The 24,486-nt window shown below is 68.0% G+C and carries 23 protein-coding genes; 8 read left to right on the forward strand and 15 right to left on the reverse strand.

Going from position 1 to position 24,486, the window contains the following annotated elements; all coding sequences use genetic code 11:
* Window positions 1-95 precede the first annotated feature (95 nt).
* The 3 genes from secA2 to RMCN_RS24635 form a co-directional block, all read right to left on the reverse strand.
* Window positions 96-2,420 (reverse strand): accessory Sec system translocase SecA2, encoded by a 2,325-nt coding sequence (secA2, locus tag RMCN_RS24625; protein ID WP_067394831.1) that lies wholly within the window; start codon window positions 2,418-2,420, stop codon window positions 96-98.
* A gap of 90 nt (window positions 2,421-2,510) precedes the next feature.
* Window positions 2,511-3,371 (reverse strand): GNAT family N-acetyltransferase, encoded by an 861-nt coding sequence (locus RMCN_RS24630; protein ID WP_067394834.1) that lies wholly within the window; start codon window positions 3,369-3,371, stop codon window positions 2,511-2,513.
* A gap of 131 nt (window positions 3,372-3,502) precedes the next feature.
* Entirely contained in the window at window positions 3,503-5,149 is a 1,647-nt protein-coding gene (locus RMCN_RS24635; protein ID WP_067394837.1) for an acetolactate synthase, read from the reverse strand.
* Between the two features lie 205 nt (window positions 5,150-5,354).
* Between RMCN_RS24635 and RMCN_RS24640 the strand changes: the two genes are divergently transcribed.
* Window positions 5,355-7,268 (forward strand): ABC transporter ATP-binding protein/permease, encoded by a 1,914-nt coding sequence (locus RMCN_RS24640; RefSeq protein WP_064393695.1) that lies wholly within the window; start codon window positions 5,355-5,357, stop codon window positions 7,266-7,268.
* Here RMCN_RS24640 and RMCN_RS24645 read toward each other — a convergent pair.
* The 5 genes from RMCN_RS24645 to RMCN_RS24665 are packed head-to-tail and all read right to left on the reverse strand — an operon-like array spanning window position 7,265 to window position 10,979.
* Window positions 7,265-8,770, reverse strand: a complete 1,506-nt coding sequence (locus RMCN_RS24645) for an FAD-binding protein (RefSeq protein WP_067394840.1) — start codon at window positions 8,768-8,770, stop codon at window positions 7,265-7,267. The genes RMCN_RS24640 and RMCN_RS24645 overlap by 4 nt on opposite strands.
* Window positions 8,767-9,237 (reverse strand): VOC family protein, encoded by a 471-nt coding sequence (locus RMCN_RS24650; protein ID WP_064427431.1) that lies wholly within the window; start codon window positions 9,235-9,237, stop codon window positions 8,767-8,769. Before RMCN_RS24650 ends, RMCN_RS24645 begins: the two co-directional genes overlap by 4 nt.
* A 50-nt stretch (window positions 9,238-9,287) precedes the next feature.
* Entirely contained in the window at window positions 9,288-9,926 is a 639-nt protein-coding gene (locus RMCN_RS24655) for an SRPBCC family protein (RefSeq protein ID WP_064418514.1), read from the reverse strand.
* On the reverse strand, window positions 9,923-10,261 hold the full coding sequence (locus RMCN_RS24660) for an ArsR/SmtB family transcription factor (RefSeq protein WP_064393691.1): 339 nt from the start codon (window positions 10,259-10,261) through the stop codon (window positions 9,923-9,925). The genes RMCN_RS24655 and RMCN_RS24660 overlap by 4 nt, the downstream gene beginning before the upstream one ends.
* A 31-nt stretch (window positions 10,262-10,292) precedes the next feature.
* Window positions 10,293-10,979, reverse strand: coding sequence for a TetR/AcrR family transcriptional regulator (locus tag RMCN_RS24665; protein ID WP_064418515.1), 687 nt, complete (start codon window positions 10,977-10,979; stop codon window positions 10,293-10,295).
* A gap of 102 nt (window positions 10,980-11,081) precedes the next feature.
* Between RMCN_RS24665 and RMCN_RS24670 the strand changes: the two genes are divergently transcribed.
* Window positions 11,082-11,525 carry a nitroreductase/quinone reductase family protein gene (locus RMCN_RS24670; RefSeq protein ID WP_064425177.1) on the forward strand — a complete coding sequence of 148 codons (444 nt, stop codon included), beginning with the start codon at window positions 11,082-11,084 and terminating at the stop codon, window positions 11,523-11,525.
* Here RMCN_RS24670 and RMCN_RS24675 read toward each other — a convergent pair.
* From RMCN_RS24675 to RMCN_RS24690, 4 genes are all read right to left on the reverse strand, one after another.
* On the reverse strand, window positions 11,522-12,217 hold the full coding sequence (locus tag RMCN_RS24675) for an Rv1815 family serine proteinase (protein WP_064418517.1): 696 nt from the start codon (window positions 12,215-12,217) through the stop codon (window positions 11,522-11,524). The genes RMCN_RS24670 and RMCN_RS24675 overlap by 4 nt on opposite strands.
* 185 nt (window positions 12,218-12,402) lie before the next feature.
* On the reverse strand, window positions 12,403-13,821 hold the full coding sequence (locus RMCN_RS24680; protein WP_067394843.1) for an NAD(P)/FAD-dependent oxidoreductase: 1,419 nt from the start codon (window positions 13,819-13,821) through the stop codon (window positions 12,403-12,405).
* A 37-nt stretch (window positions 13,822-13,858) separates the two neighbouring features.
* Complete coding sequence (locus tag RMCN_RS24685; protein ID WP_064394138.1) at window positions 13,859-14,746, reverse strand: sterol desaturase family protein; 888 nt, start codon at window positions 14,744-14,746, stop codon at window positions 13,859-13,861.
* A gap of 70 nt (window positions 14,747-14,816) precedes the next feature.
* A complete protein-coding gene (locus RMCN_RS24690; protein ID WP_067394846.1) occupies window positions 14,817-16,367 on the reverse strand; it encodes a carboxylesterase/lipase family protein in 1,551 nt (516 codons plus the stop codon).
* 145 nt (window positions 16,368-16,512) lie between these two features.
* On the opposite strand from RMCN_RS24690, the gene RMCN_RS24695 reads away from it, so the two are divergent.
* Entirely contained in the window at window positions 16,513-16,848 is a 336-nt protein-coding gene (locus RMCN_RS24695) for a DMT family transporter (protein ID WP_064414504.1), read from the forward strand.
* Window positions 16,848-17,171, forward strand: a complete 324-nt coding sequence (locus RMCN_RS24700) for a DMT family transporter (protein ID WP_067394849.1) — start codon at window positions 16,848-16,850, stop codon at window positions 17,169-17,171. Before RMCN_RS24695 ends, RMCN_RS24700 begins: the two co-directional genes overlap by 1 nt.
* On the opposite strand, the gene RMCN_RS24705 is transcribed toward RMCN_RS24700, so the two are convergent.
* Window positions 17,140-18,339 (reverse strand): MFS transporter, encoded by a 1,200-nt coding sequence (locus tag RMCN_RS24705; protein WP_064414503.1) that lies wholly within the window; start codon window positions 18,337-18,339, stop codon window positions 17,140-17,142. The two genes, RMCN_RS24700 and RMCN_RS24705, sit on opposite strands and share 32 nt — an antisense overlap.
* 118 nt (window positions 18,340-18,457) lie before the next feature.
* Between RMCN_RS24705 and malQ the strand changes: the two genes are divergently transcribed.
* Window positions 18,458-20,581: a 4-alpha-glucanotransferase gene (malQ, locus tag RMCN_RS24710; protein WP_067394852.1), complete on the forward strand. Its 2,124-nt coding sequence runs from the start codon at window positions 18,458-18,460 to the stop codon at window positions 20,579-20,581.
* A gap of 77 nt (window positions 20,582-20,658) precedes the next feature.
* Window positions 20,659-21,072, forward strand: a complete 414-nt coding sequence (locus RMCN_RS24715) for a hypothetical protein (protein ID WP_064349838.1) — start codon at window positions 20,659-20,661, stop codon at window positions 21,070-21,072.
* Window positions 21,073-21,077: 5 nt separating this feature from the next.
* Here the strand turns inward: RMCN_RS24715 and RMCN_RS24720 are convergent, their stop codons facing one another.
* Both RMCN_RS24720 and RMCN_RS24725 read right to left on the reverse strand, forming a co-directional pair.
* Window positions 21,078-21,512: an SRPBCC family protein gene (locus RMCN_RS24720; RefSeq protein WP_064349836.1), complete on the reverse strand. Its 435-nt coding sequence runs from the start codon at window positions 21,510-21,512 to the stop codon at window positions 21,078-21,080.
* 3 nt (window positions 21,513-21,515) lie between these two features.
* Window positions 21,516-22,361, reverse strand: a complete 846-nt coding sequence (locus RMCN_RS24725) for a lysophospholipid acyltransferase family protein (protein WP_064414524.1) — start codon at window positions 22,359-22,361, stop codon at window positions 21,516-21,518.
* A gap of 87 nt (window positions 22,362-22,448) precedes the next feature.
* Here RMCN_RS24725 and RMCN_RS24730 point away from each other — a divergent pair, with 87 nt between their 5' ends.
* Window positions 22,449-23,375 carry a metal-dependent hydrolase gene (locus tag RMCN_RS24730; protein WP_064414523.1) on the forward strand — a complete coding sequence of 309 codons (927 nt, stop codon included), beginning with the start codon at window positions 22,449-22,451 and terminating at the stop codon, window positions 23,373-23,375.
* Window positions 23,375-24,481, forward strand: coding sequence for a PDR/VanB family oxidoreductase (locus tag RMCN_RS24735; protein WP_064414499.1), 1,107 nt, complete (start codon window positions 23,375-23,377; stop codon window positions 24,479-24,481). The genes RMCN_RS24730 and RMCN_RS24735 overlap by 1 nt, the downstream gene beginning before the upstream one ends.
* The last annotated feature ends 5 nt before the right edge of the window (window positions 24,482-24,486 follow it).

The following is a 24,486-nucleotide window of genomic DNA, read 5'->3' on the forward strand; positions in this document are numbered from 1 at the left end:
CAGACCAGCGACTCCACGCTGCCCACGACCTAGGCGCACGAAAAAAGTCAACCCCAAGAACCTCAACAGGGTCGATCCATGGATCGAGGCTAAACCTAGCGGAACACGCCCGGCAGGCTCAGCGCCGAGAGCGAGTCGTCGGCCAGTGGGTTGTCGTGCACCATGTACGTCCACGTCGAGGTCGGCCGGGCCAGCTTCGACAGGTCCACGCCCGGCTCGTCCTCGATCGACGGCGCGGTTTCGAACGTCTGCTGGGCCGCCTCTATCGCGTCGGCGGCCAGCGATGCGAACGCGTCGACGGCCATGCGGTGGAACTCGTCGATCGGGGTCTGGTTGCCCAGCGCCCGCAAATGGATGCTCTCGCGGATGTCGGCCAGGTATGCCAGGTGGTCGGCCCAGCCGCGGTCGAGGTGGTACAGCATGATCAGCCGGCAGATCGTCTCCAGCTTCTCCTCACCGAGCCGTTCGACGACCTCCTCGTAGCGTTTCGGCGACAGCTCGGCGAGCTCCTCGGGCGCTGTGGGTGTGCGCAGCAAGGTGTTTCGTCGCTCTACGATGATCGCGCGCTGCTGGGCGATCAGCTGGTTGTAGCGCCAGTTGGTGGCGTGGATATCCAGCATCCGGCCTTCGGCGACGCGCTGTGCGTGGTCGAGCAGGCTGGCGGCCTTGGGGCTGACGACGCGGCCGTCCTCGTCGGTCTCCATCGGCAGCTTGTTGGGTTCGAGATGCGCGACGACGACGTCGTCTTCCCAGCTGGAGAAGAACACCGACGAGCCGGGATCGCCCTGGCGCCCGGCGCGGCCGCGCAACTGGTTGTCCAACCGCTCGGTGTGGTGGCGGCCGGTACCGATGACGTGCAGCCCGCCGAGTTCGGCGACCTCATCGTGGTCGGCCTCGTCTGAGCCCCCGAGCCTGATGTCGGTACCCCGGCCTGCCATCTGCGTGGACACGGTGACGCTGCCCAGCGTGCCGGCCTCGGCGATCACCGCGGCCTCCTCGGCGTCGTTCTTGGCGTTCAGCACGACTGCGGGAACACCGGCCTTGACCAGTTTCTCGTGCAGCTCTTCGGATTCCGCGACGTCGCGCGTGCCGACGAGCACCGGCTGCCGGGTCTGGTGAACCTCCTTGATGTGCTCGACGACCGCGTCGTTCTTGGCGGCCGCGGTGACGTACACCCGGTCGGGCTCGTCCTCGCGGATGTTCGGCTTGTTCGGTTCGATCGGTGACACGCCGAGCTTGTAGAACTGGCGCAGCTGTTCGCCGGCCGCCAGCGCGGTGCCGGTCATACCGCACACCGTCGCGTACCGGTTCACCAGCGCCTGGACCGTGATGGTGTCGAGTACCTCGCCGGTTTCGGTGGTCTCGATGCCCTCCTTGGCCTCGACCGCGGCCTGCAGGCCGTCGGGCCAGCGCTGCAGCTGCGCGATGCGACCGCGCGAGGCGTTGATCAGGTGTACGGCGTCGTCGCGGACGATGTAGTGCACGTCGCGTTGCAACAGGACGTGGGCGTGCAGCGCCACGTTGATCTCGGTCAGCGTGCCGGAGACGTGCTCCTCGGAGTACAGGTCGATGCCGCCGAGCTTGGCCTCCATCTTCTGGGCACCGATCTCGGTGAGATGGACGTTGCGGCTGTCGGTGTCGGTGTCGTAGTCCACGCCGGGAGTGAGTTCGCCGACCATGCGGATGATGTCGACCTTGGGGGTCTCGCGGTGGGTGGTGCCGGCCAGCACCAGCGGGACCAACGCCTCGTCGACCAACACCGAGTCGGCCTCGTCGATCAGCGCGACGTCGGGGTTCGGCGAGACCAGATCGGCGACGTCGGTGACCAACTGGTCGCGCAGCACGTCGAACCCGATCTCGTTCACCGAGGCGTAGGTGACGTCGCACTGGTAGGCCGAGCGGCGCTCCTCGGCCGTCGAACTCTCGGTGATCCAGCCGACGGTCAGGCCCAGCGCCTCCAGAAGCGGGCCCATCCATTCGGCGTCGCGGCGCGCGAGGTAGTCGTTGATCGTGATGACGTGCACGCTGCGACCGCCCAGGGCGTAACCGGCCGCCGCGATCGCACCCGAGAGCGTTTTGCCTTCACCGGTCGCCATCTCGACCACGTCGCCCGCGAGCATGCGCAGGGCACCCAGAAGCTGAACATCGAATGGCCGCAGCGAAGTTTTGCGCTCGGCGGCCTCGCGGGCTATCGCCAGAAACTGCGGCACGTCGCTCGACTCGGCGAGGTCATCGAGGTTGAGCAACTTGGCGGCCTTGGCCAACTTCTCGTCGTCGAGCGCCGCGGCCTTCTCGTCGAAGTCCGCCGAGCTGCGCACCTGCGCCATCGATTGCGCCTGGCTCCGGTCGGTACTGGCGCCGAGCAACTTCCAGAACCTATTGCTGACACGACCTGAAGTGCGGGTCTTCGTCTTTGCCACACCGCTACCGTACGCGCTGCGCTCCTGGCCGTGAGCGCACGTGCCCGCTTCGCGACGCGCCGTGTTTCGGCGGCTGTCTGCGCACGTCCCCTACTCACGTGTGAGCCCACAGGGTCGGTCGACCGTGCGGAAGTCGATGCGCGCGAAATCGCACACCGGCTCGAAGCCGATCTTTCGATAGATCGCGTTCGAGGTCGGGTTGGCACGATCGGTGAACAGCACCACCGCCGCGTCGGCGCGCTCCAGCGAGGACTGGGAGGCCGCGGCGGTGAGGGCCGAGCCGTAGCCATGGGCCCGGTGCGCCGCCGGTGTGAACACCGGACCGATGCGCGACACCCCCGCCACCGGCGCATGCAGCAGTGCCGTGCTGACCGGTGTGCCGTCGACGTCCCACATCAGAAACCGGCCGCCCCGGACGGCGGCGGCGTCGACGAAGCGAGCCCTCGCGGCGTCGTCGCGGGGGTGGCCGAACGTCTCGCCGAAAAAGCGCTCCATCCAGTCGGTCAGGAGGGCGCGATCGGTCTCGTCGGCCCATCGCGGCGCTCCGGCAACGCCGGTCGGCGGCTGCAGGGTCCCCAGTCGGTAGAGCCGCTCTTCGAGCGTGACGGTGCCGGGATGCCCGCCGTGCGACTGCCAGGCGTCGGCGATTGCGACGGCGACCTGACGGAGCCCGCGCACCCCGGTCAGATCGGGTCGCCTCTGGAGGAGACCGCGGGCGACGACGTCGGCGCAATCTATCGGAATACCGTTGCACACCAACGGGTATGACGGTGTTTGCATTGCGACAGCGACGACGTCCGAGTTCTGCCACACCGACATCAGCAGTGTGTCGTCGGGGATCGCCGCGGCAAGGACCGTCAGCTCGACGGTGTTGGCGACCGGGTCGCGCCGGTACACCGGTTCGGCGATTGCGCGGAACTCGTCGGCGGAATTGTGAATGTGCACCTCCATCAGTTCAGCATGGCCCGAACGCCGAACGGGTCGAGCGATTTTCGTCGCGTTCGCTGCGGTGTGAGGGTGCGCAAAGTGCTGAGATTTGGCGGCGTGCGGTGGGCAGACACGCGCGCTCGCGGAAATTAGGGCTAGGCCAGGTTGGAGCGACGGGGGTAGGCCACCGTCGGATCGGTCAGCACATTCACCACCGCGGGCAGCGTCGAGGAGAAGGCGCGCTCGAGGGCGGGGCGCAGTTCGGCCGGTGTCGACACCAAATCGCCGTATCCGCCGAGCGCGGTCACGACCTCGTCGTACCGGGTGCCCGGCCGCAGGTCGGCCACCACCGAATACCCGTAGATCGCCTCCATCGGATGCTTCTCCAGCGCCCAGACACCGTTGTTGCCGATCACCGAAACGACCTGAATCCCGTGACGCACCAACGTATCCCACTCCATGCCCGAGAACCCGAACGCCCCGTCGCCCTGGAGCAGGATCACCTGGCGATCGGGCCGGGCCAGCTTGGCGGCCAGGGCGTAGCCCGGTCCGGAACCCAGGCAGCCGAACGGGCCGCTGTCGAGCCAGGCGCCGGGCACGTAGCTGTCGATGACGCGGCCGGCATAGGAGCCGAAGTCGCCTGCGTCGACCACCACGATAGCGTCGCGGTCGAGCATGGCGCTGATCTCGGCGTACACGCGCATGGGGTGCAGCGGCGTGCGGTCGTCGCACAGTTCATCGGCCTCGGAGGCACGCATCGCGGTCTCGGTGGCACGCAGGTCGGCGATCCAGGCTTCGTGATCGTTGGCGCCGGCCGCCGACAGGGCGGACAACGTGGCGCTGATGTCGCCGTACAGGCCGGCGGCGACCGGTCGAGGCTGCGGTCGATCCGGGGGGCAACGGTCGACGGCGATCAGCACGGTGTCCGCGCCGAACACACCACCGAAGCCCAGACGAAAGTCCATCGGCACGCCGATCACCAGCGCAACATCTGCCTGCTTCAACGCCTTTGACCGCGCCCGGGAGAACGCGAGCTGGTGGTCGGCGGGGACCGCGCCGCGGGCCATCCCGTTCATCAGCACCGGAATGCGCAGCGCCTCGGCCAGATTCAGCAGCGCCGTCTCGGCATGACCCCACCAGACGTTGGTCCCGGCCATGATGACCGGCCGTTGCGCCTCGGCGAGCAGGCCCAGCGCAGCGCCCACGGCGTCGCCGTCGGCCTGCACCACCGGAGTCGGTTGACTCAGCGCTCCTGGCGCGCCGGCGTCCGCGGCCTCGCTGAACACGTGGTCCATCGGAAAGTCGACGAACGACACACCCGAGGGCCCGCCCGCCGTCCCGGCCGCGGCGCGCAACGCGTCATCGACCAGTCCCGCAACGGCATCCGGCGCCTGGGCGGTCGCGGCGAAGCGGGTCAACGGCGCGACGAACGGGACGTGGTCGATTTCCTGCAGGCTGCCCTGCCCCCACCGCATGGCTGGCGCGCGACCGCCGAGGATCACCAGCGGTGACTGGTTCTGCTGCGCGGCGGCCATCGCGCTCATGCCGTTGGTGACGCCGGGCCCGGCCGTCAACGCCGCGACACCCGGTACCCGGGTCACCTTGGACCAGCCCTCGGCGGCGAACGCGGCGGTCTGCTCGTGGCGGGTGTCGACCAACCGGATGTCCTCCGCCCGGCAACCGTCGTAGATCGAGAACAGGTGCCCGCCCGAGAGCGTGAACACCGTGTCGATCCCGCTTGCGCGCAACCGGCGAGCGATCAGATGCCCTGCGTTCACGGTGACCGGAGCGTCGCTGCTCATGTCGGCAGCTTACGCAGGCGGATCACCGGTAAGGACCGTCGCCGACTTCTGCAGGAGGGTCGCGGATCCGGCCGTTCCACAGCCCTGGCGCAGAAATCGGCGGTGCTATCGGCGAAGGTGAGGCTGAGCGACGCGTCGGCCCGGCGCGACCCTTTGGACGGTCACACAAGGGTTGTCGCGGTACCTTGCCGGAGTGAATGAGGGAATGTTCACCCCGACGCTGGACTGGGGCAGTGAACTGTGGATATCGCTGGTGTGGATCGCCCGGGCCTGGGCGATCACCGCGGTGTGCACTCTGATCGTCTTGGTGCTCATCGCGAAGTTCACCGAGTGGGGCCGTCAGTTCTGGCGCATCACCGGCGACTACTTCAAGGGTCCGGAGAGCGTCAGGATCTGGCTGTGGCTGGGCACGCTGCTGCTCTCGGTGATCATCGGGGTCCGCCTGACGGTGCTGTTCACCTTCCAGGGCAACGACATGATGACCAGCTTCCAGGTGGTGGCGTCCGGCCTGGGCACCGGCGACGACGCCATCCGGAACTCCGGCAGGGACGGGTTCTGGTTGTCGATGATGATCTTCGCGATCCTGGCCGTCATCCACGTCGCGCGGATCATGCTCGACCTCTTCTTGACCCAGCGGTTCATGTTGGCCTGGCGGGTCTGGCTCACCGACCGGCTCACCAGTGACTGGTTGGACGACAAGGCCTACTACCGCGGCCGATTCATCGACGACACCATCGACAACCCCGACCAGCGCATCCAGTACGACATCGACATCTTCACCGCCGGCGTCGGCGGCCTGCCGAACACACCCAACAACACCTCGACGGCCACGCTGCTGTTCGGCGCGATCAGTGCGATCGTCTCGATGGTCTCCTTCACCGCGATCCTATGGAACCTGTCGGGGACGCTCACGCTGCCGTTCATCGGCGACGTGCCGCGGGCGATGTTCTGGATCCTGTTGGCGTACGTGCTGCTGGCTTCGGTCTTCGCGTTCTGGATCGGCAGGCCGATCATCTGGCTGTCGTTCTACAACGAGAAGTTCAACGCCGCCTTCCGCTATGCGCTGGTGCGCCTGCGCGACGCGTCCGAGGCGGTCGCCTTCTACCGCGGCGAGATCGCCGAAAGATCAGGGCTGCGGCGGCTGTTCGCGCCGGTGGTCAGTAACTACAAGCGCTATATCAACCGCATGATGGGCTTCTACGGCTGGAACCTGTCGATGGACCAGATCATCGTCGTGCCGCCCTATCTGCTGCAGTTCCCCCGGTTCTTCACCGGTGAGATCACGCTCGGCGCGATGAGCCAGACCGCGGCGGCGTTCGGCAACATCGAGGCCGGCCTGTCGTTCTTCCGCAACGTCTACGACCAGTTCGCCGGTTACCGGGCGGCGATCATCCGGCTGCACGGCCTGGTGGTCGCCAACGAGGAGGGCCGGGCGCTGCCCGAACTGACCACCGCGCCGTGCGTGGACGGCACCGTCGAACTCTCCGCCGTCGAAGTCCGCACTCCCGATGGCCGACAACTGATCAGACCGCTCGACATGCGACTGGAGGTCGGTGACTCGTTGGTGGTCACCGGTAAGTCGGGCAGCGGCAAGACCACCCTGCTGCGCAGCCTTGCGCAGCTGTGGCCGTTCACCTCGGGCCGACTGACTCGCCCGTGTGGACCCAACGAGACGATGTTCCTCTCGCAGATGCCGTATGTGCCGCTGGGCGATCTACGCACCGTGGTCAGCTACCCCAACGAAGTCGGCGAGATCGATGACAGGACGTTGAAACACACGCTGCACAAGGTGGCGCTGCCGCATCTGGCGGACCGCCTCGACGAGGTCGACGACTGGGCCAAGGTGCTCTCCCCCGGCGAACAGCAACGGATCGCGTTCGCCAGGATCCTGTTGACCAAACCCAAGGCCGTGTTCCTCGACGAGTCCACGTCGGCCCTGGACGAGGGCCTGGAGTTCATGCTCTATCAGTTGGTTCGCACCGAACTGCCCGACACCATCCTGGTCAGCGTGAGCCACCGCAGCACGGTCGAACAGCACCACACCCACGAACTCGAGCTGCTGGGCGACGGCGACTGGCGACTGGGTCGCGTCGAGGGTGACGAACCGGCGAAGGTCTAACGCGCCACAACGTGTGCGCCCGCGCGCCTGGCTGCGTGCTCACCCGCCCGCCGCCCGAAAAACGACCCTTCGCCGAGTTGGGTTCCGCTGGCGTAGCCCTTGCCGTCCTGGGCGATGTTGGACGCGCACGCTCCCGCCGCATAGAGGCCTGAGACGGCGGAGCCGTCCTCGCGCAGGACCTCTCCGTCGATCGACACCGCCAGCCCGCCCATGGTGAACCCCGAGTACATCGCGCGCCCCAGCGACAGGTCGAACGCCGCGAACGGGCCGGTGTCCTGGGGTGCGACGTAGTCGGGTTGTTTGTGGAAGTCGGGATCCTCACCGCGAGCGGCGAATTCGTTGTACCGATTCAGGGTCGCGACCAGGTTGCCCTGCGGAATACCCAGCGCCGCTTCCATTTCCTCCACGGTCTCCCAACCGTCGATGAACTTGATCAGCGGCATCTCGGGCATCTCCATGTGGGCCTCGTCGACGACGAGATAGGCCGTCTGCTCAGGCTGTTCGAGCACGAAAGCCGAAGTGCGCGAATGGTATGAGTCCTCGGCGACGAAGCGGTGGCCGTACTTGTTGACTATCACACCGGTGAGCAGGATCTCCGGCGGATACGCCGCGGCGGTGATGAACAGCTGATCCATGTTCTTGGCGACGCCGCCCGCCGAGATGCCCATCCGGATGCCCAGGCCGTCGTCGTTCGGATTGCCCAGGATGTAGGGCTCCACCTCGCCATGGTGCTTGGTCTTGCGCTTCTGGCCGAGCGCCGGCGTGAGCTCGGCGACCATCTCGGGGTTCATCGCGAATCCGCCCGCGGCGATGATCACCGCCTTCGCCTTGATCGCGCCCGTCTCGCCGAAGTGCTTCCAACGCACGCCGGCCACCGACCCGTCGTCGACGACCAGGTTGGTCACCCCGGTCTCGTAGCGGATCTGCACACCGAGCTCGGTGGCGCGCTTGACCAACAAGTCGATGACCATCGCGGCTCCCCCGAGCTCACCGGGCACCGGCACCGAATGGCCGCGCGGTGCCGGTTTGGCCTGTTCGTAGAACGGCCACACCTTCTCGTTGCCCGTATACGAGAGGCCCTCCGTGCCCGGCGGCACCACCACCTTGCCCGGGTAGTAGCTGCGCTCGAACTGAAAACCCAAGTCCTCCAACCAGTTGAAGTGTTCGACGCTGCCGTCGCAGTAGGCGCGGATCTTGTCGAGCTCCGGATCACGCGACACCGCGACCAAGTAGGAGTACATCTCGTCGGCGCTGTCCTCATGACCGGTGGCCTGCTGCACCGCGGTCCCGCCACCCAGATAGAAGTGTCCGCCGGCCATCGAGCTGGTCCCGCCGGCGTCGGCGGCCTTCTCCAGCACCAGCACCCGAGCGCCCGCAGCGGCGGCGCTGACCGCTGCACACCCGCCTGCGATACCGAATCCGACCACCACGACATCGAATTCGTCGGACCACGACGCGACATCGGCGGCGTCGACAGTGTCGGGAATTTCAATGGTGCTCACTGCTGCTCCTGTTTGATGTAGTCGAAGAATGCCCTGATCTCGTCGGGGATGTGGGCGATCTCCAGGTACGGCACGCCGGCGGCGGCGATGTAGGCGAACTCCATGCCGCCGGGCATCACGCCGCGCTGCACCGCCTCGGCTTTCCGTTCGGCCAGTGCCGCTTCCACGTCGTCGACCTCGATGCAGATGTGGTGCATGCCGGGGCCCGCGGTATCGAGGAAGTCGGAGTAGATGTTGCGCCCGGAGACCGGTGCGATCAGTTCGAGCTGCATGTCGCCTGCATAGCTCAGCGAGATGTCGGCCACGAAACTGGCGGGCTCGCCGCGATACGTGCACGCCTCCTGGGCGAAGTGGACGCCGGGCATGCGCACCCACTTCTTGGCGCCCAACATCGAGGTGAGCGCGCTCTCGGTGGCCTCGAGGTCCCGCGTCACCCACGCGATCTGGACAGGTGTCTGGGCAAGCATCGCGTCGAGAATATCCGCGGGCTGCTCACTTGGCTAGAACGTGTTCTAGTTCAGGCCTCGCCGTAGTACGCCTTCAGGCACCGGTCGGCGGCTGCCCGCGCGGCGGCGGGCTCGGCGCCGGAGGCGATGTTCGCCTCGTACCAGGCGTCATTGGACAACGCCAGAAAGCGTCGACCCTCGGCGGTGGTGACCCACTGTTCCCCGAACTCCGGGTCGACCGCCTCCCCGGTGGACAGATGCAGCGCCAACCCGAGCACCATCGAGTCCCAGCCGATGCCCACGGCGCCGGGGCCGAACTGCAGCGACATCTCGTCGCCGACGACGGCGATGTGCTCGATGACCAACTGTGCCCGGTTCGCGCCCTGGTCGCCGACGCTGACCTCGATCCAACTAGTGTTGCCGCCGTACTCCCAGGTGGCGGTGAAGCTCTTCGGCGGGTCGCACGTCAGGATTGTTCCGCCGGCGTTGCCGTGCAACTGATAGCTGCCACCGACCTTCAGATCGCCCGAGATCGGCATCAACCACCGCGGGATGCGCTCGATGTTGGTCACGGCATCCCACAGATCCGCCTGATCGGTGTCGTAGGTCTGCTTGATGGTGACGACGTGTGCCTCGCCCGCGTCGATCGTGCGTTTCCCGACCGTGCGTGCGACGGCACTGATCTGGTGGTCCACGTCGATCTCGGTCATGTTGCCTTCTTTCGTCGTTGTCGCTTACCGCGCGCGATCTCGGTGCCGAGCGCATCGAGCTTCGGTGACCAGAACCGCCGAAAGCCGGCGAGCCACTCGTCGGCGTCGCGCAGCGCTGCCCCGTTGACCGCGTAGAGACGGCGCTGACCGTCCGGCCGCACCGAAGTGAACCCGTTGTCGCGCAACACTTTGAGATGTTGCGAGACTGCGGGCTGGGTGATCGCGAACTCGTCGCCGATGGTCTCGGCGATGGCTCCTGCGGGCTGCTCGCCGTCGGCCAACAGCTCGAGGATCCGGCGGCGCACCGGATCGCCGAGGACGTCGAACGCGTGCACCCCTACAAATTAAAGCCTCTACTTATATAAGTCAATACTTATCCGATTGCAGTGCGTCGATCAGCAGGCCGATCTGCAGATCGAAGAGCGCCGCGGGATCGGTCAGCGTGTCGGGCCCGTACTGGCCGAACACCTCGAGGCTGATCGCACCGACCAGTGCCGCCCATGCCAGGAAGCTCCTGGCGATCGCACCGTCGTCGCCCCCGAAGTCGAACTCGACGCGCAACGCCTCGAAATCCGACGACAACGGTTCGTCGACAACCGATTTCGACGAGGGGATGTCGCCGGCGGCGATACCGGCGTCGACCACGTCGAACAAGGCGCCCACGACGCGGGTTCCCGGGCCCACGGTGCGTTCTCGGGGCGCCTGGTATCCGGGAACCGGGGTGCCGTAGAGCAGCGCCCACGAGGCGGGTCGGTCGACCGCCCATCCGCGTGCGGCGTGCGCCATCGCGCGTAACTGCTCGTGCCACGGTGCGCCTTCGCCGCGGGCGTGGTCGACGTGATCGGCGAGTTCGGAATATGCATCGACCAGCAGCAGCGTCAGCAGTTCGTCGCGGCTGGACACGTAGCGGTACACGGCTGACGACACCATGCCGAGGTCGCGGGCGATCGCCCTGACCGAGAGCCCGGCCGCGCCGTCGGTCACGAGGTGACGCCGACCCAACTCGATGATCTGCGCCTCGATCCGCTGCCGGCTCTCGGCCCGTTTGCCCATGTGCCGAGTGTGACACAAAGCGAGATCAGTGCTCTTGAATTCGGCGTCGCGAGGTGGCACTCTGAGTACGAGAGCACCGCTCTCTGATTGAGGAGGTCCCCTGTGACTACAACGCGCTACGACAAACCGACGCGGGCCGCCCGCGTCGTCAACCACGTCTTCCGCTGGCTGGCTGAGGCCGGTGTCAGTGTCGCCGGGACGAAGGCGCTCTCGGTGCGAGGCCGCAAGACGGGCAAGCGCCGAAGCGTGGTGGTCAACGTGCTCACGGTCGGCGGTCGCGACTACCTCGTCTCCCCGCGCGGTCACACCCAGTGGGCCCGCAACGCAAGGGCGGCCGGCGTCGTCGACGTCGGTCCCCGGTGGCGCCGCCGCGAGGTGCGGATCGCCGAGGTGCCCGACGAGGTCAAGCCCGAGCTGCTCAGCCGCTACCTCGACCGCTGGTTCTGGGAGGTCAAGGGACACGTCGGCGGCCTGACGCCGACGTCCTCACCGGAGGAGTTGCGCGCTGCGGCGCCGTCGATTCCGGTGTTCGAGCTCGTGCGTTAGGGCAGGGATACGGAGCCGACGTTGGCGGATGCGGCCGAGATGACGGCCTCGCTGGCCTGCTGGCTCGCCGTCTGCCAGGACACCGCGGCCGGGTACGTGCCCCAGGTGCTGTTGAACATGCCGATCAGCACCGCCCGGTTGTCGGGGGTGATCACGTACACCGGGCCGCCCGAGTCGCCCTTCTGGCTGACCACACCGTTGGCCATCGTGAACCAGCCGTTGTTGACAGCCTCGACGTTGCCGCAGCTCTCACCGGTGACCACGCCGAAGTGGCACACCGGCTGCCCGGCCGTCGGCACGACACCGGGGTCGGCCACCAGCACCTTGCCGCCCGGCAGCACGTTGTTGACCGCGACGTCGGGTGCGAGCGCGATCGCCTCCCAATCGGCGATCTGGTGATTGGTGTCGACGGTCGCACCGTTGGGGGTGTTGTCGCGGTACACCGTCTGCATCCCGATGAGATTGCCGTTGCGGTCGCGCACCGGCCCACTGCCTCGGCAATGGCCTGCGGTGAATGCGATGCGGGTCGCCGGATCGACATAACCCAGCGTGCAAACGTTGTTGTCCTGGCGGATCTCCATGCCGGGGTAGACGAGGACGCCCGGGTTGGCCTGCGCGGGCGCCGACATCAGCGCGACCGCAGTGATCGGGGCGGCCAGCGCCGCCAGTACCCGTAGCGAATGTCGGCGCACTCTCGTCTCCGCTCGTCGAGCCGATAAAGGTTCGGAACCGGCGCGTTGCGAGCCGCCTACCGGGTCGGGAGAGCTGACAATCACCGCCCGACCAGGAGCAACCACTCGACGATGGTCCCGTCACTTGCCCATCGGTGAAGGTCACAGAGACGTTACGCCCCGGCCGCGGTTTCGGCACGGGACAGCTACGAATCGAAACCGAGGCCTAACGCATCCAGTGTCCGCAGATAGGCGTTCCGGCGTCCGGCGGCGTGGTCGGCGCGGTCGAGTGACCACCGGGTCGCCTGGATGCCGACGCTGGCCAGCGGCTCAGGAGGGAACGGCAGCGGGCGCTCGCGCACCATCTGCAGTTCGGTGCGCGGGGTGGGTCTGCCCTCGAGCAGGTCCAGGCACACGTCGGCGGCGAACCGGGAAGCGCCAACGCCCAGTCCGGTGAAGCCGTTGACGTATGCGACGCGGCCGTCCCTGGCCAGTCCCCAGTGCGCGCAGAACCGGGTGTTGGTGTCGATCGCGCCGGCCCACCGATGACTGAATCGGACGTCGTGAAGTTGTGGGAAGGTCAGAAAGAAGTGCTCGGCCAGCCGGCGGTAGCTCGCGGGCCGGTTCTCGTAGCGGGGCCGCACTTTGCGCCCGAAGTGGTAGACGGCGTCGTACCCGCCCCAGACGATCCGGTTGTCCGCGGTCAGGCGGTAGTAGTGGAACTGGTTGGCGCAGTCGTCGATTCCCTGCCTGCCGCGCCAGCCGATGCGGCCCAGCTGGTTGTCGGTGAGCGGTTCGGTGGCCAGTACGTAGTCGTACACGGGCACTGTGTACAGCCGGTTGCGCTTGAGCAGGCTCGGATAGGCGTTGGTCGCGAGCACCGCTTGCCGGGCGGTGACGACGGCCTGACCGGTCTGCACGCGCAACCCGACGCCACCGGAATCCAGCCGGGCGGCGTTGGTGTGCTCGTAGATGCGCACGCCCGCGTTCTCGCATGCCCTGGCGAGCTCGAACACCAGCTTGGCCGGGTGCACGATCGCGCAGGTTTGTGCGTCGATCAGGCCGGCAAGGTAGGTCGGTGAGGCCACCTCGTCGCGAACCTGGGTGGTGTCGAGGAACTCCCCCTCGCCGTCGGCCGCGGCCTGGCGCAACCACTCGACCTGATGGGGTTCGGTGGCCACCGTCAGCGTGCCGGTGCGCTGCCAGTCGGTGTCGAGGCCCAGCTCGGCGATCTCGCCCTGCATACCGTCGAGATTGTCCAAGCCCATGTCTTCGAGAACGTCGAATTCGTTGGGCCAGCGTGCCTTTCCGTTCGCAGCACCGTGCGTCAGGCTGGCCTCGACGAAGCCTCCATTGCGGCCCGAGGCCGCCCAGCCCACCCGGTTGGCCTCGATGAGCACGATGCGCTGACCGGGGTCGCGTCGCGCGGCGTGCAGCGCGGTCCACAAGCCGGTGTATCCGCCCCCGACGACGATCAGGTCACAGGTGACCGGCTTCGTCAGGGCGGGGAACTGCGGCCGCGGCGGGCCGACGCGCTCGTCCAGCCACATCGAGCCCAACGTGCTTGTCGCCAGCGAACGTTCGACCAGACCGGCGTCGACCGGGGCGTCGAAGACGGTTTTCACACAGCGCAGACTACGGCGCGCAGAGGTGCTGCGTGGCTCAGGCGCTGACGGGGGCCGACGGCTGCTCCGCCACGAGCGGCGGTCGCGCCGGCGTCCAACCGGGCGGGCCGAACATGTAGCCCAGCCTGTCGCGCCACCGCCGCGCCTGGCGGACGTCGCGCGCGATGGCCACGTACTCGTGTGTCTGCAGCGTCCAGATGTTGTAGGTGTCGACCTGCTTGGTCAGCCCGTAGTGCGGGCGGACCGTCTCGGCCTGGAAGCTGCCGAACAGCCGATCCCACAGGATGAAGATGCCGCCGTAGTTCTTGTCGAGGTACTGCTGGTCCATGCCGTGGTGCACCCGGTGGTGCGACGGCGTGTTGAAGACGAATTCGATGGGGCCCCAGAGCTTCCCGATGCGTTCGGTGTGGATCCAGAACTGGTAGATCAGGTTGATCGAGAAGCTGGCGAAGACGATCCACGGCGGTACGCCGAACAGCGGCAGCAGCGCCCGCAGGAATACGTCACCGCTGATGTTCCACTTCTGGCGCAGCGCGGTGGCGAAGTTGAAGTACTGGCTGGAGTGATGCGCTTGATGGGTGGCCCAGATCAGCCGCACCCGGTGCGCCATCCGGTGATAGACGTAGTAGAGCAGGTCCACCCCGACGATCGCGATCACCCACGTGTACCAGGCGTTCGCGGGTAGCTGCCACGGCGCGACGTAGACGAACAACGCCGCATAGCCCAGCAGCGCGATGAAGTTCAGCACCCCGCTCGTGCCGATCGAGACCACGCCCATCCAGATGCTCGCCCACGCATCGGAGCGCTGGTACGCACCGGCCGGTGCACGCTCGGCCTCCTCGTGGGCCAGTTTGCGGGCGGCCGCCCACTCGATGACCAGCAGCAACAAGAAGAACGGCACCGCAAAGACCACGGGATCGTGCATCAACGGTGGCAATACGTGCGAGAAGGCGCCACTCACATCCACTTCGAAACCTCCGGGCCCAGCATACGTCTCAGCGAAAGCTCAGCACCTGATCGCCCCACGCGGTACGCAGATCGTGGTCGAGGTCGTCGACCACCCTGTCCTCGGCGTCGATGAGCAAGGTGGCGCGATCGGAGGTGCGGTACGGCCGCCACACCGGGTCGCCGGCGAAGCCCGCGGGTGTGCCGTCGACGGCGAAGTTCACCCAGCGCCGCCGGATGCGCGCCGAGACCTCCTTCCCCGTTTTCAGCCCGCCGAGCTTGAAGGTCGGGTCCTTGGGGCCGGCGACCAGATTGCCCCAGACGTACGGCAATTCGGTCGCGTGCGCGGCTCCGAGCCGCAGCAGCCGCAACATCGGGGTGGCGAAGTCGAATCGGTAGAGGTACACGGGTGCGACCTCGCGATGACCCTCGGCGAACCAGACCGACGGCATCCGGAACCCGATATCGCGCGCGACGCCCATACCGATGGTCTTTCCTCGGCCCCGGTATGCGGCGCGGATCTGCTGTTCGTCGGGCAGCTCCAGGTCGGGTTGTTCGGCGGCGATCTCCGCGAACATCGCCCGGATCGCCTTGGGTGTGATCGGCATCAGGGGCGACTTCATCCAGCGAAAGAGTGCGGCTTCGTGCTTGTTGGTGCCGATGATCAGCGGCACCGGGAGGGTGCGCCCATCCCGGGCGAGCTGGACCGGATGCGCAGGCACCACATCGCCGTCGATGATCGGCGCGAACGCCAGCGTGCCCGGGGTGCTCACCGGGATGTGGTCGAACACGTGCTTGGAGGCGGTCATCAGCGCGGAAGTGGGCACCGAAACCAACTGCTGGGCCTCGCTGGGACTCAGCCCGAGCCGGTCGAGCAACAGCGCCGCCACCCGTTGCGAGCGCTCGCGGTCGTAGACCGAGGTCGCCGGTGAGCTCTGCGCGATCGCCGCGCCGAACAGGCCGGCGGCAGCCGGGCTGGCCAGCAGTGTGGTGATGATCCCGCCACCGGCGGATTCTCCGAAGACGGTGACGCGGTTCGGGTCTCCCCCGAAACCGGCGATGTTGTCGCGGACCCACTGCAGCGCGAACAGTACGTCGCGCAGGCCGAGGTTGGTCGCGAAGTCGTCGCTCACCGCCGACAGGTCCAGGAAGCCCAGCGCCCCGAGGCGGTAGTTCACCGTGACGATCACGGCGTCGCCGTCGGCGGCGAGCGTGCGGCCGTGATACAGCGGCTGCGCCGACGAACCGAGCACGTAGGCGCCGCCGTGCACCCACACCAGCACCGGTTTGCCCGCGCCTGGCTCGATGTTCGATGCCGCCCACACGTTCAAGCTCAGGCAGTCGTCGCTCTGCGGAGCGCCGAGGTCGATCGGGATGCGCGGGTCCGTCGGCTGCGGGCACACCGGGCCGAGCCTTGTGGCGTCCACCGGTTCGGACCAGCGCTGTGGCGGTTCGGGCGCCCGCCACCGCAGCTCACCCGCCGGCGGGGCGGCGAACCGAATCCCCTTCCAGACCTTCACGGTGCCGTCGTCGAGGCCGCGGACCGGTCCGTACGCGGTGTCGACGACGGGCGCGTCGGTGCCTCCTGCCTCTGCGGTCACCGGAACTCCACGACGTCGGGCACGGGACTCCTCCTATCGATCGAACACAGCGAGTTCAGGCTACGCGCGGCTGCGAACAGGCCACCTGGTCAGCGTTTTCGCCGCCCGGCGGGGGCAAAGTCGCCCGGTCGGCTAGCTTGATCGCGTGCAGAAGTGGGCCTTGCTGGCCGGTGCGATCATCGTCGAGGTCGCCGCGACCCTGTCGCTGCGGGCGTCCCAGGATCATTCGGCGTGGCTTCTCGTCGTCGTCGGGGGCTACATCGCGGCCTTCACGTTCCTGACGCTGGTCTTGCGCGCCGGAGTTCCGGTCGGGGTGGCGTACGGAATCTGGGGAGCCGTCGGCACGGCCGGCACCGCGGTGCTGGCCGCTGTGCTGTTCGGCGACCCGTTCACCTGGCCTATCGTCGCGGGCATCGGTCTGATCATCGCCGGCGTGCTGCTGATCGAGTTCGGATCGCACCGGGCGGTCGAACAGCGGTGATGTACTGGACTTTGGCGGCCGCGATCGCCTTCGAGGTGTTCGCGACGTTGTCGCTGCGGGCATCGGAGGGGTTCCGCAAGAAGGCCTGGATCCCGCCGATCGTCCTGGGATACCTGGCGTCCTTCTATCTGCTGTGGCTGACCCTGGGCCTGGGGATGCCGGTCGGCATCGCCTACGGCGTGTGGACGGCCTGCGGCGTGGCGCTGGTCGCGGTCATCGCGCGCTTCGTGTTCGCCGAAGCGCTGACCTGGGTGATGGCCTTGGGCATCGCACTCGTCGTCGGCGGCGTGCTCACGATCGAGCTCGCCGGCGTCGCGCACTGATCACGCCCGACAACACCACGACTACGACGCCGGCGATCGGCACGGCGAGCAGGCCGATCCGCAGGCTCGTCGCGTCGGCGATGAGCCCGACGAGTATCGGGGCACCGAAGAACCCGATGCGCATCAACCAGGTGAGAATCGTGAGCCCGCTGCCCGGCCGCAGGCCCGGCAGTTGATCGGCGGCGTGCATCGCCGACGGCACCAGCGTCGCCGCGCCGAGGCCGGCCATCGCGAAACCGGCGATCGTGCCGGGAACGGACGGGAACGCCAGCGCCAGACCCATGCCGATCGCGGTGATCGCACCACCCGAACGGACCACGGCGCGTGCCCCGAACCGGTCGACCAGCCGGTCGCCGACCAGTCGCCCGATGAACAGGAAGGTGACGGCGACGATGTAGCCCGTCACCGCGATCGGCCCGGACGCGCCGAATACGTCCCGCAGATACAAGACCGCCCAGGAGTTGCCGGCGTCCTCGACCGTCGCACCGGCCACCGCGATGAGCACCAGGGCGAGCAGAGCGGCGTACACCGCAGCGCCGGCGCTGCCGGCACGGTCGGCGCGCGCCTCCCGGTGGTCTTCGTGATCGGGCCCGGGCAGCAGATAGCGGTACGCGACGAGAACGACCACGCTGCACAGCACTGCGGAGAAGCCGAGATGCAGCGCGCGCGGGACACCCAACACGACCGCCGCCCCGCCCATCACGCCGCCGATGATCGCGCCCGCGGCCCACACCGCGTGCAGCGAGTTGATGATCGAGCGACCGTAGATGCGCTGCACGCGCAACCCGTGGGCGTTCTGCGCGACGTCGGTCACCGCATCGCAGGCACCCGCCGCGAACAGCCCGGCGGCGAACAACACCGGCGAGGTCGCCACGCCCGCGAGCACCACGAAGACCCCGATCCCGATGGTGCCGACGACAGCCACCCGCGACGAGCGGTAGCGGCGGATGAGCGCGGCCGCGGTCAACCCGGCCGCCAGCGCCCCCGCCGAGAACGCGGCGACAGCCGCACCGTAGGCCGAATTCGACAGCCCCAGATCGGTCTTGATCTCGGGGTAGCGCGGCACCAGATTGGCGAACACGGCGCCGTTGGTCAAGAACAGCGCCGCCACCGCGATCCGGGCCCGACGACTCTGCGCCTCGGCCGTCTCCTGCCGGTCGGGCGCCATACCGGCCGACACTACCCAGCGGGCCGACGCGCATTGAGCGCCGGTTGAGTTCGCGCAGATCGGGTATGAGCGAGCCTGTGATGAGACGTGGCGGCCGATTCCGGGCAAGATTGGCGACATGACAGGGCCCGCCGCGTCGCTAGTGGAGTTGGCGCGACGCTACGGTGTCGCAACCGATTACGAAGACTGGACGGGCTCGCGCGTCAGCGTGGCCTCCTCGACGCTGATCTCGGTGCTGGCCGCATTGGGCGTCCCCGCTGCCACCGAGGACGACCGCGCCGCCGCACTCGCCGCGCACGACCGCGAATACTGGTCGCGCCACCTTCCGCCGACGATCATCGGTCGCACCGGTGTGACTTCGACGTTCTGGGTGCACGTCACGCACGGCGACCCGGTGTCGCTGCGGATCCTGCTGGAGGACGGGTCGGTGCGGACGGGCCTGCGTCAACTCGAAAACAACAGGCCCCCTTATGAATTGGACGGCAGACTGGTCGGCGAGGCGACCTTCGAGACGCCCGCCGACCTGCCGATCGGCTATCACCGCCTCGAACTGCACGCCGACGGGGCGGAGTTCAGCACCCCGCTGATCGTCTCCCCCGCGTCACTACCGGCCCCATCGGGCAGGACCTGGGGTCTGGCCACCCAGCTCTACAGTGTGCGGTCCGAAAGATCCTGGGGCATCGGCGATCTGACCGATCTGACCGACCTGGCGGTATGGTCAGCGGCCCGGCACGCCGCGGGATTCATCCTCGTCAATCCCCTGCACGCGGCCGCACCGGTCGCGCCGATGGAACCGTCGCCCTACCTGCCGACCTCCCGCCGGTTCGTCAACCCGATCTATCTGCGGGTGGAAGCGATCCCCGAATACGCCTATGTCCGCCGCCGCAACCGGTTACGCAAGCTGCGTGAGGCCGTGCAGTCCCGAGCCGACCGCGCCGAGCAGGTCGAGCGCGACGCCGCGTGGAAGGCCAAGCGCTCGGCGCTGGAGGCGGTCTACGAGGCACCGCGCTCGGCGGGTCGGGAACTGGCCTACGCCGCTTACCGGGAGCGCGAGGGCACCAGCCTCGACGACTTCGCCACCTGGTGTGCCCTGGCGCAACGGTATGGCGCCGACTGGCACCGGTGGCCCGAGGAACTGCAGCATCCGGCGGGCGAAGCCGTCGCGGCCTTCGCCGCCGAGCACCCCGACGACGTCGACTTCCACCGCTGGCTGCAGTGGCAGCTCGACGACCAGCTCACCGCGGCGCAGGCCACCGCGCTGCAGACGGGAATGAACCTGGGCATCATGCACGACCTCGCAGTGGGCGTGGATCCCAACGGCGCGGACTCGTGGGCCCTGCAGGACGTGCTCGCGCTCGGCGTCACGGCGGGCGCTCCTCCCGACGAGTTCAACCAGCTCGGGCAGGACTGGTCGCAACCGCCGTGGCGCCCCGACCAACTCGAGAGGCTGGCCTACGAGCCGTTCCGTGCACTCGTCAACGCGGTGCTGCGGCATGCGGGAGGTGTGCGGATCGACCACATCATCGGGCTGTTCCGGCTGTGGTGGATCCCGAACGGGGCGCGGCCCACCGACGGCACCTATGTGCGCTACGACCACGAGGCGATGATCGGCATCGTGGCGCTCGAGGCCCACCGGGCGGGAGCCGTCGTGGTCGGCGAGGACCTCGGCACCGTCGAACCGTGGGTAAGGGACTATCTGCACGAACGCGGGCTGTTCGGCACCTCGATCCTGTGGTTCGAAGCCGACCGCGACGGGGACGGCGGCCCGCTGCCCGCCGAGCGGTGGCGCGAGTACTGCCTGTCGGCCGTCACCACGCACGACCTGCCCCCCACGGCCGGCTATCTGGCCGGCGAACACGTCCGCCTGCGCGACGAACTCGGGTTGCTGACGCGGCCCGCCGCCGAGGAGTTGGCCGACGACCGCGAGCAACAGGACAGATGGCTGGACGAACTGCGCCGTGTCGGGCTCCTGGACACCGAGGCCGACACCGCCGCGATCGTCGAGGCCCTGCATCGTTATCTCGGCCGCACACCGTCGCGGTTGCTGTCGCTGTCACTGGCCGACGCGGTGGGCGACCTGCGCACCCAGAACCAGCCCGGAACCACCGACGAGTATCCGAACTGGCGGGTGCCGCTGGCCGGTCCGGACGGTAAGAAGTTGCTGCTCGAGGACGTCTTCGACGACGTCACCGCGGCGCGGCTCGGCGAGGTCATGCGGGAAGCGGTGCGCCCGACGGTGTAACGCGGACGGCTTCTGCTCCGGTTTCACATTCGTCACGGCTGCGATATGTTCGCAGCGCAGCGACCTGAGGAGATCACGTGAACAAGCTTGTTGTGCTCAGCGGCGGGCTCGTGGCTGTCGGTTCGGCGGCACTCGTCGGCGCCGGCATCGCGATGTCGCAACCGAGCACGTTGAACGTGGTCGGCGAACCGTACAACCGGGCGCTGCAGATCCTGAAGTCCCAGGGCGTCAAGGCCTACTTCGGCGGTTCGGTCGGCAGCGTGCTGCCCCAGGCGGAGTGCCTGGTCGACCAGCAGAAGATCACCTCGGGCGGCCGGATGTTGCTGATGCTGGACTGCAGCCAGAAGGCGGCGGACCTGATCGCCGAGCAGGGTCCCTCGGGCGGCCCGACGGTCGGCCGAAACGGCGTCACGACCGTGACCCCAACCCCGGTGGTGCCGATCCAGGGCGCCCCCGGCGCGGGCACCCCGCCGCCGCCACCGGCAGGCTGAGAGACTTAGCCCTCCACCATCCGGCGCAGGTTGGTCAACGTCCGGCTCATCGTGCGGCCGACCTGGCGCGCGGCCACCCGGTCGGCGATCAGGCCCAAGAGGTTGCCCGCGGACTCGTAGGACAACCGGAACGTCACCTTGGTGCGCCCGTCCCCGGTGTCACGCAGCCGGAACCGGCCACGCTGTGAGACCCCGGTGATCCCGATCCACGACACCTCACGCGGTGCGTCGAACTCGACGACCTCCACGGTGCCGCCGATCGGCACCGAACCGACCTTCCAGTGCACGGTGTAGCGGGACCCGAGCCCGGCGGGCGCATCGGTCAGCATCTCCCAGCGCTCCAGGCTGGCCATGAACTCCGGATAGCACCCCGGGTCGCTGACCACCTTCCACACCTGGTCGCGGTCGGCGTCGATGACGCACTGGCGTTGAACCCGCATGTCTCAGCCCAGAACCGGGAAGCGTCGTCCGGCGGCCAACCTGTCGACTCCTGCCTGCAGGCTGCTCAACACCTTGTCGTTGATGACGTCGTCGTCACTGGCCGCGATGTCGTCGGCGTCGATCGGATCCTGCACCTCGATCGCGATCTTCGTCGGCAGCGGCAGCCGCGGGATGAAGTCGCTGACGGTCAGCCCCCACGGAGGCGCCAGCAGGATGGGCACGCTCTTGAGGCGGGCCAGCCGGTCCACCATCAGCAGTCGCGCCAACCATTGGCCGCGGTCGAGGAACAATGCGGCTTCCTGACCGCCGACGCTGGCGACGGGCACGATCGGCACACCCGCTTCGCGGGCCAGCTTCACGTAACCCTTGCGGCCGCCGAAGTCGACCTCGTGCCGCTGCCACGACGGGCGGAACACCTCGTAGTCGCCGCCCGGGTAGACCAGAAGAGCCCCGCCGGACTCCAGCGCCAACTTGGCGTTGTCGTGGTTGGCGGCCACGGTGCCGAACTTGCGTAGCGAACCCAGGCCCGGCATCGAAACCACGAGATTGTGTGCGAGCTGGTAGAAGGGCCGCTCGACGCCGAAGTACGAGCTGAACGCCAACGTGAACACGAACGTGTCCGGCGGAAGGTTGCCGCCGCTATGGTTGCCCACCAACAGGACCGGGCCCTCGGCGGGGATGCGGTCCAGGCCGCGGACGTCGGCGCGGAAGTACAACGAGGCCAGCAGCCACAGACCCGGTAACTGCTCGCGGATGTAGTCGGGGTCGCGCTGGTCCAGGTCGGCCTTCGGGACCCGCAGCGCCACCTGCTGTTTGGCCCACCCGAGGAGGTCGTCGATCGCCACCATGAACGTGTTATAGACACGGGCCGCGAACCGCAAACCTGCGTTCCCACTTACCGCACGTAGACTGTGCGGCACGAAGGAGGAGCCGAGATGGCATTGTCGCCGGCCCAACCCGGGGCTCTACGTCCGCGCCGCTTCACCCGCGAGGTCGACCCCGGGCCCGTCCAGATCCAGGCCCGCAAGGTCCACTTCGACCTCTCCGGTGTCCCGCTCGAGTGGATTCCCGGCCACCCGGTGGCCTCCACGATGATCAACCTGTTCAACGTGGTGTTGCCCGCCGCCGAGCACTGGTTCGTCCGCACCTACAACGAGGCGCTCCCACTCGTCAGAGATCCCAAGCTCGCCGACGACATCCGCGGCTTCATCGGCCAGGAGGCGACGCACGCCGCGGCCCACGACGACGTGATCTCCGACTTCCTCATCGGCAACGGGGTCGACCCGAAACCCATGCTCGACCTCGTCGGCTACATGTTCGAAAAAGTCCTGGCGCCAAAGGATTTCGACGACCCGCAGCGGCGCCTGAGCAACCTGTGTGAGCGGCTGTGGCTGATCGCGGCGATCGAGCACTACACCGCGGTGCTCGGCGACTTCGCGCTGAACTCCACGTGGGACGACCACGGCGCGGACCCCACCCTGGTCGACCTGTTCCGCTGGCACGGCAGCGAAGAGGTCGAGCATCGCTGCGTCGCCCACGACGTCGCGGTCTACTTCCACGACAGCTATCCCGACCGGATCCGGGCGATGACGGTCGCCGCGACGGCGATGTTCACCTTCTTCCAACGCGGCACCTGGTACCTGCTGAAGTCCGACCCCAACAGTGACATCGGCTGGTTCGAGATGCAGCGACTGCGGATGCGGGACTCCGAACTCGGCCTGCTGCCCAAGTTCCGGACCCTGTTCGGGACGAACACGCTGTCCTACTTCCGCCCCGGCTACTCGCCCGAGGACATGGGCTCGACCGCCCAGGCCGTGGCCTACCTGGCCACCTCACCCGCCGCGCGCGCCGCGCACCGTTGATGGGTCTGCGCGAACGCTACCGGCAACTGCCCGCCCATCCGCTGCGGCCGGGACGGCGCTACGCCATGATCGGCATCGCCGACGTCGTGATCAACGGAATGGAAGCGCTGGCCGGCGCCGTCCGCAAGGTCACACCGCCCCGCGAGTTCGACCGCACCCTGGTTCTGCGGGTCGCCGACCGTGAGGTGGTGGCCCGCGACGAGAACGTCGTGGCACTGACGCTGGTCGCCGCCGACGGCGAACCGCTGCCCCGGTGGCATCCCGGCTCGCACATTGACATCACGCTGCCCAGCGGGCTGGTGCGGCAGTACTCGCTGTGCGGCGATCCCGGCCACACCGACAGCTATCGCATCGCGGTGCGCCGCATTCCCGACGGCGGCGGCGGTTCGATCGAGGTGCACCGGGCGCTGAGCCCGGGTGCGACCGTGACGTCGCACGGGCCCCGTAACGCGTTCCCGCTGACGGTGCCCGGCTACGGCTCCCCCACCCGGCAGCTGAGGTTCGTCGCCGGCGGCATCGGCATCACCCCGATCCTGCCGATGCTGCGACTGGCGCAGGTGCTCGATGTGGAGTGGTCGATGGTGTACACGGGGCGCAGCCGCGACAGCCTCCCGTTCGTCGACGAGGTCGCCCGGTTCGGCTCTCGCGTGCAGATCCGCACCGACGACGTCGACGGACTGCCCAGCGCCGACGACCTTCTCGGCGACTGCCCCGACGGCACCGCGGTCTACGCGTGCGGTCCGGCGCCGATGTTGACCGTCATCCGCGAGCGGCTGGTCGGGTGCGACAACGTGGAACTGCATTTCGAACGGTTCGCCGCCCCGCCCGTCGAGGACGGCACCAACTTCTCGGTGACCGTGGCCTCACGCGGCCAGACCATCGATGTCAGAGCCGACGAGACGCTGCTCGCGGCGCTGCGCAGATCCGGTGTGCCCGCCCCGTACTCCTGTCAGCAGGGCTTCTGCGGTACGTGTCGCAGCCGGGTGCTTGCCGGCTCGGTCGACCACCGCGACACGCTGCTCACCGACACCGAACGCGACGGCGGGCTGATGCTGATCTGCATCTCCCGCGCCGCTGAAGGTTCCCATCTCACACTCGATCTGTAGTCGTC

Source organism: Mycolicibacterium novocastrense (genome assembly GCF_001570485.1).
Classification (GTDB): Bacteria; Actinomycetota; Actinomycetes; order Mycobacteriales; family Mycobacteriaceae; genus Mycobacterium; species Mycobacterium novocastrense.

What these genes read in the sequence shown, in the direction of transcription:
- RMCN_RS24630 (WP_067394834.1), bottom strand. Translation starts at nt 3,371, where the DNA reads ATGGAGGTGCACATTCACAATTCCGCCGACGAGTTCCGCGCAATCGCC.
- RMCN_RS24635 (WP_067394837.1), bottom strand. Translation starts at nt 5,149, where the DNA reads ATGAGCAGCGACGCTCCGGTCACCGTGAACGCAGGGCATCTGATCGCT.
- RMCN_RS24640 (WP_064393695.1), top strand. Translation starts at nt 5,355, where the DNA reads ATGTTCACCCCGACGCTGGACTGGGGCAGTGAACTGTGGATATCGCTG.
- RMCN_RS24650 (WP_064427431.1), bottom strand. Translation starts at nt 9,237, where the DNA reads ATGCTTGCCCAGACACCTGTCCAGATCGCGTGGGTGACGCGGGACCTC.
- RMCN_RS24655 (WP_064418514.1), bottom strand. Translation starts at nt 9,926, where the DNA reads ATGACCGAGATCGACGTGGACCACCAGATCAGTGCCGTCGCACGCACG.
- RMCN_RS24665 (WP_064418515.1), bottom strand. Translation starts at nt 10,979, where the DNA reads ATGGGCAAACGGGCCGAGAGCCGGCAGCGGATCGAGGCGCAGATCATC.
- RMCN_RS24685 (WP_064394138.1), bottom strand. Translation starts at nt 14,746, where the DNA reads ATGCACGATCCCGTGGTCTTTGCGGTGCCGTTCTTCTTGTTGCTGCTG.
- RMCN_RS24700 (WP_067394849.1), top strand. Translation starts at nt 16,848, where the DNA reads ATGTACTGGACTTTGGCGGCCGCGATCGCCTTCGAGGTGTTCGCGACG.
- RMCN_RS24705 (WP_064414503.1), bottom strand. Translation starts at nt 18,339, where the DNA reads ATGGCGCCCGACCGGCAGGAGACGGCCGAGGCGCAGAGTCGTCGGGCC.
- malQ (WP_067394852.1), top strand. Translation starts at nt 18,458, where the DNA reads ATGACAGGGCCCGCCGCGTCGCTAGTGGAGTTGGCGCGACGCTACGGT.
- RMCN_RS24720 (WP_064349836.1), bottom strand. Translation starts at nt 21,512, where the DNA reads ATGCGGGTTCAACGCCAGTGCGTCATCGACGCCGACCGCGACCAGGTG.
- RMCN_RS24725 (WP_064414524.1), bottom strand. Translation starts at nt 22,361, where the DNA reads ATGGTGGCGATCGACGACCTCCTCGGGTGGGCCAAACAGCAGGTGGCG.
- RMCN_RS24730 (WP_064414523.1), top strand. Translation starts at nt 22,449, where the DNA reads ATGGCATTGTCGCCGGCCCAACCCGGGGCTCTACGTCCGCGCCGCTTC.
- RMCN_RS24735 (WP_064414499.1), top strand. Translation starts at nt 23,375, where the DNA reads ATGGGTCTGCGCGAACGCTACCGGCAACTGCCCGCCCATCCGCTGCGG.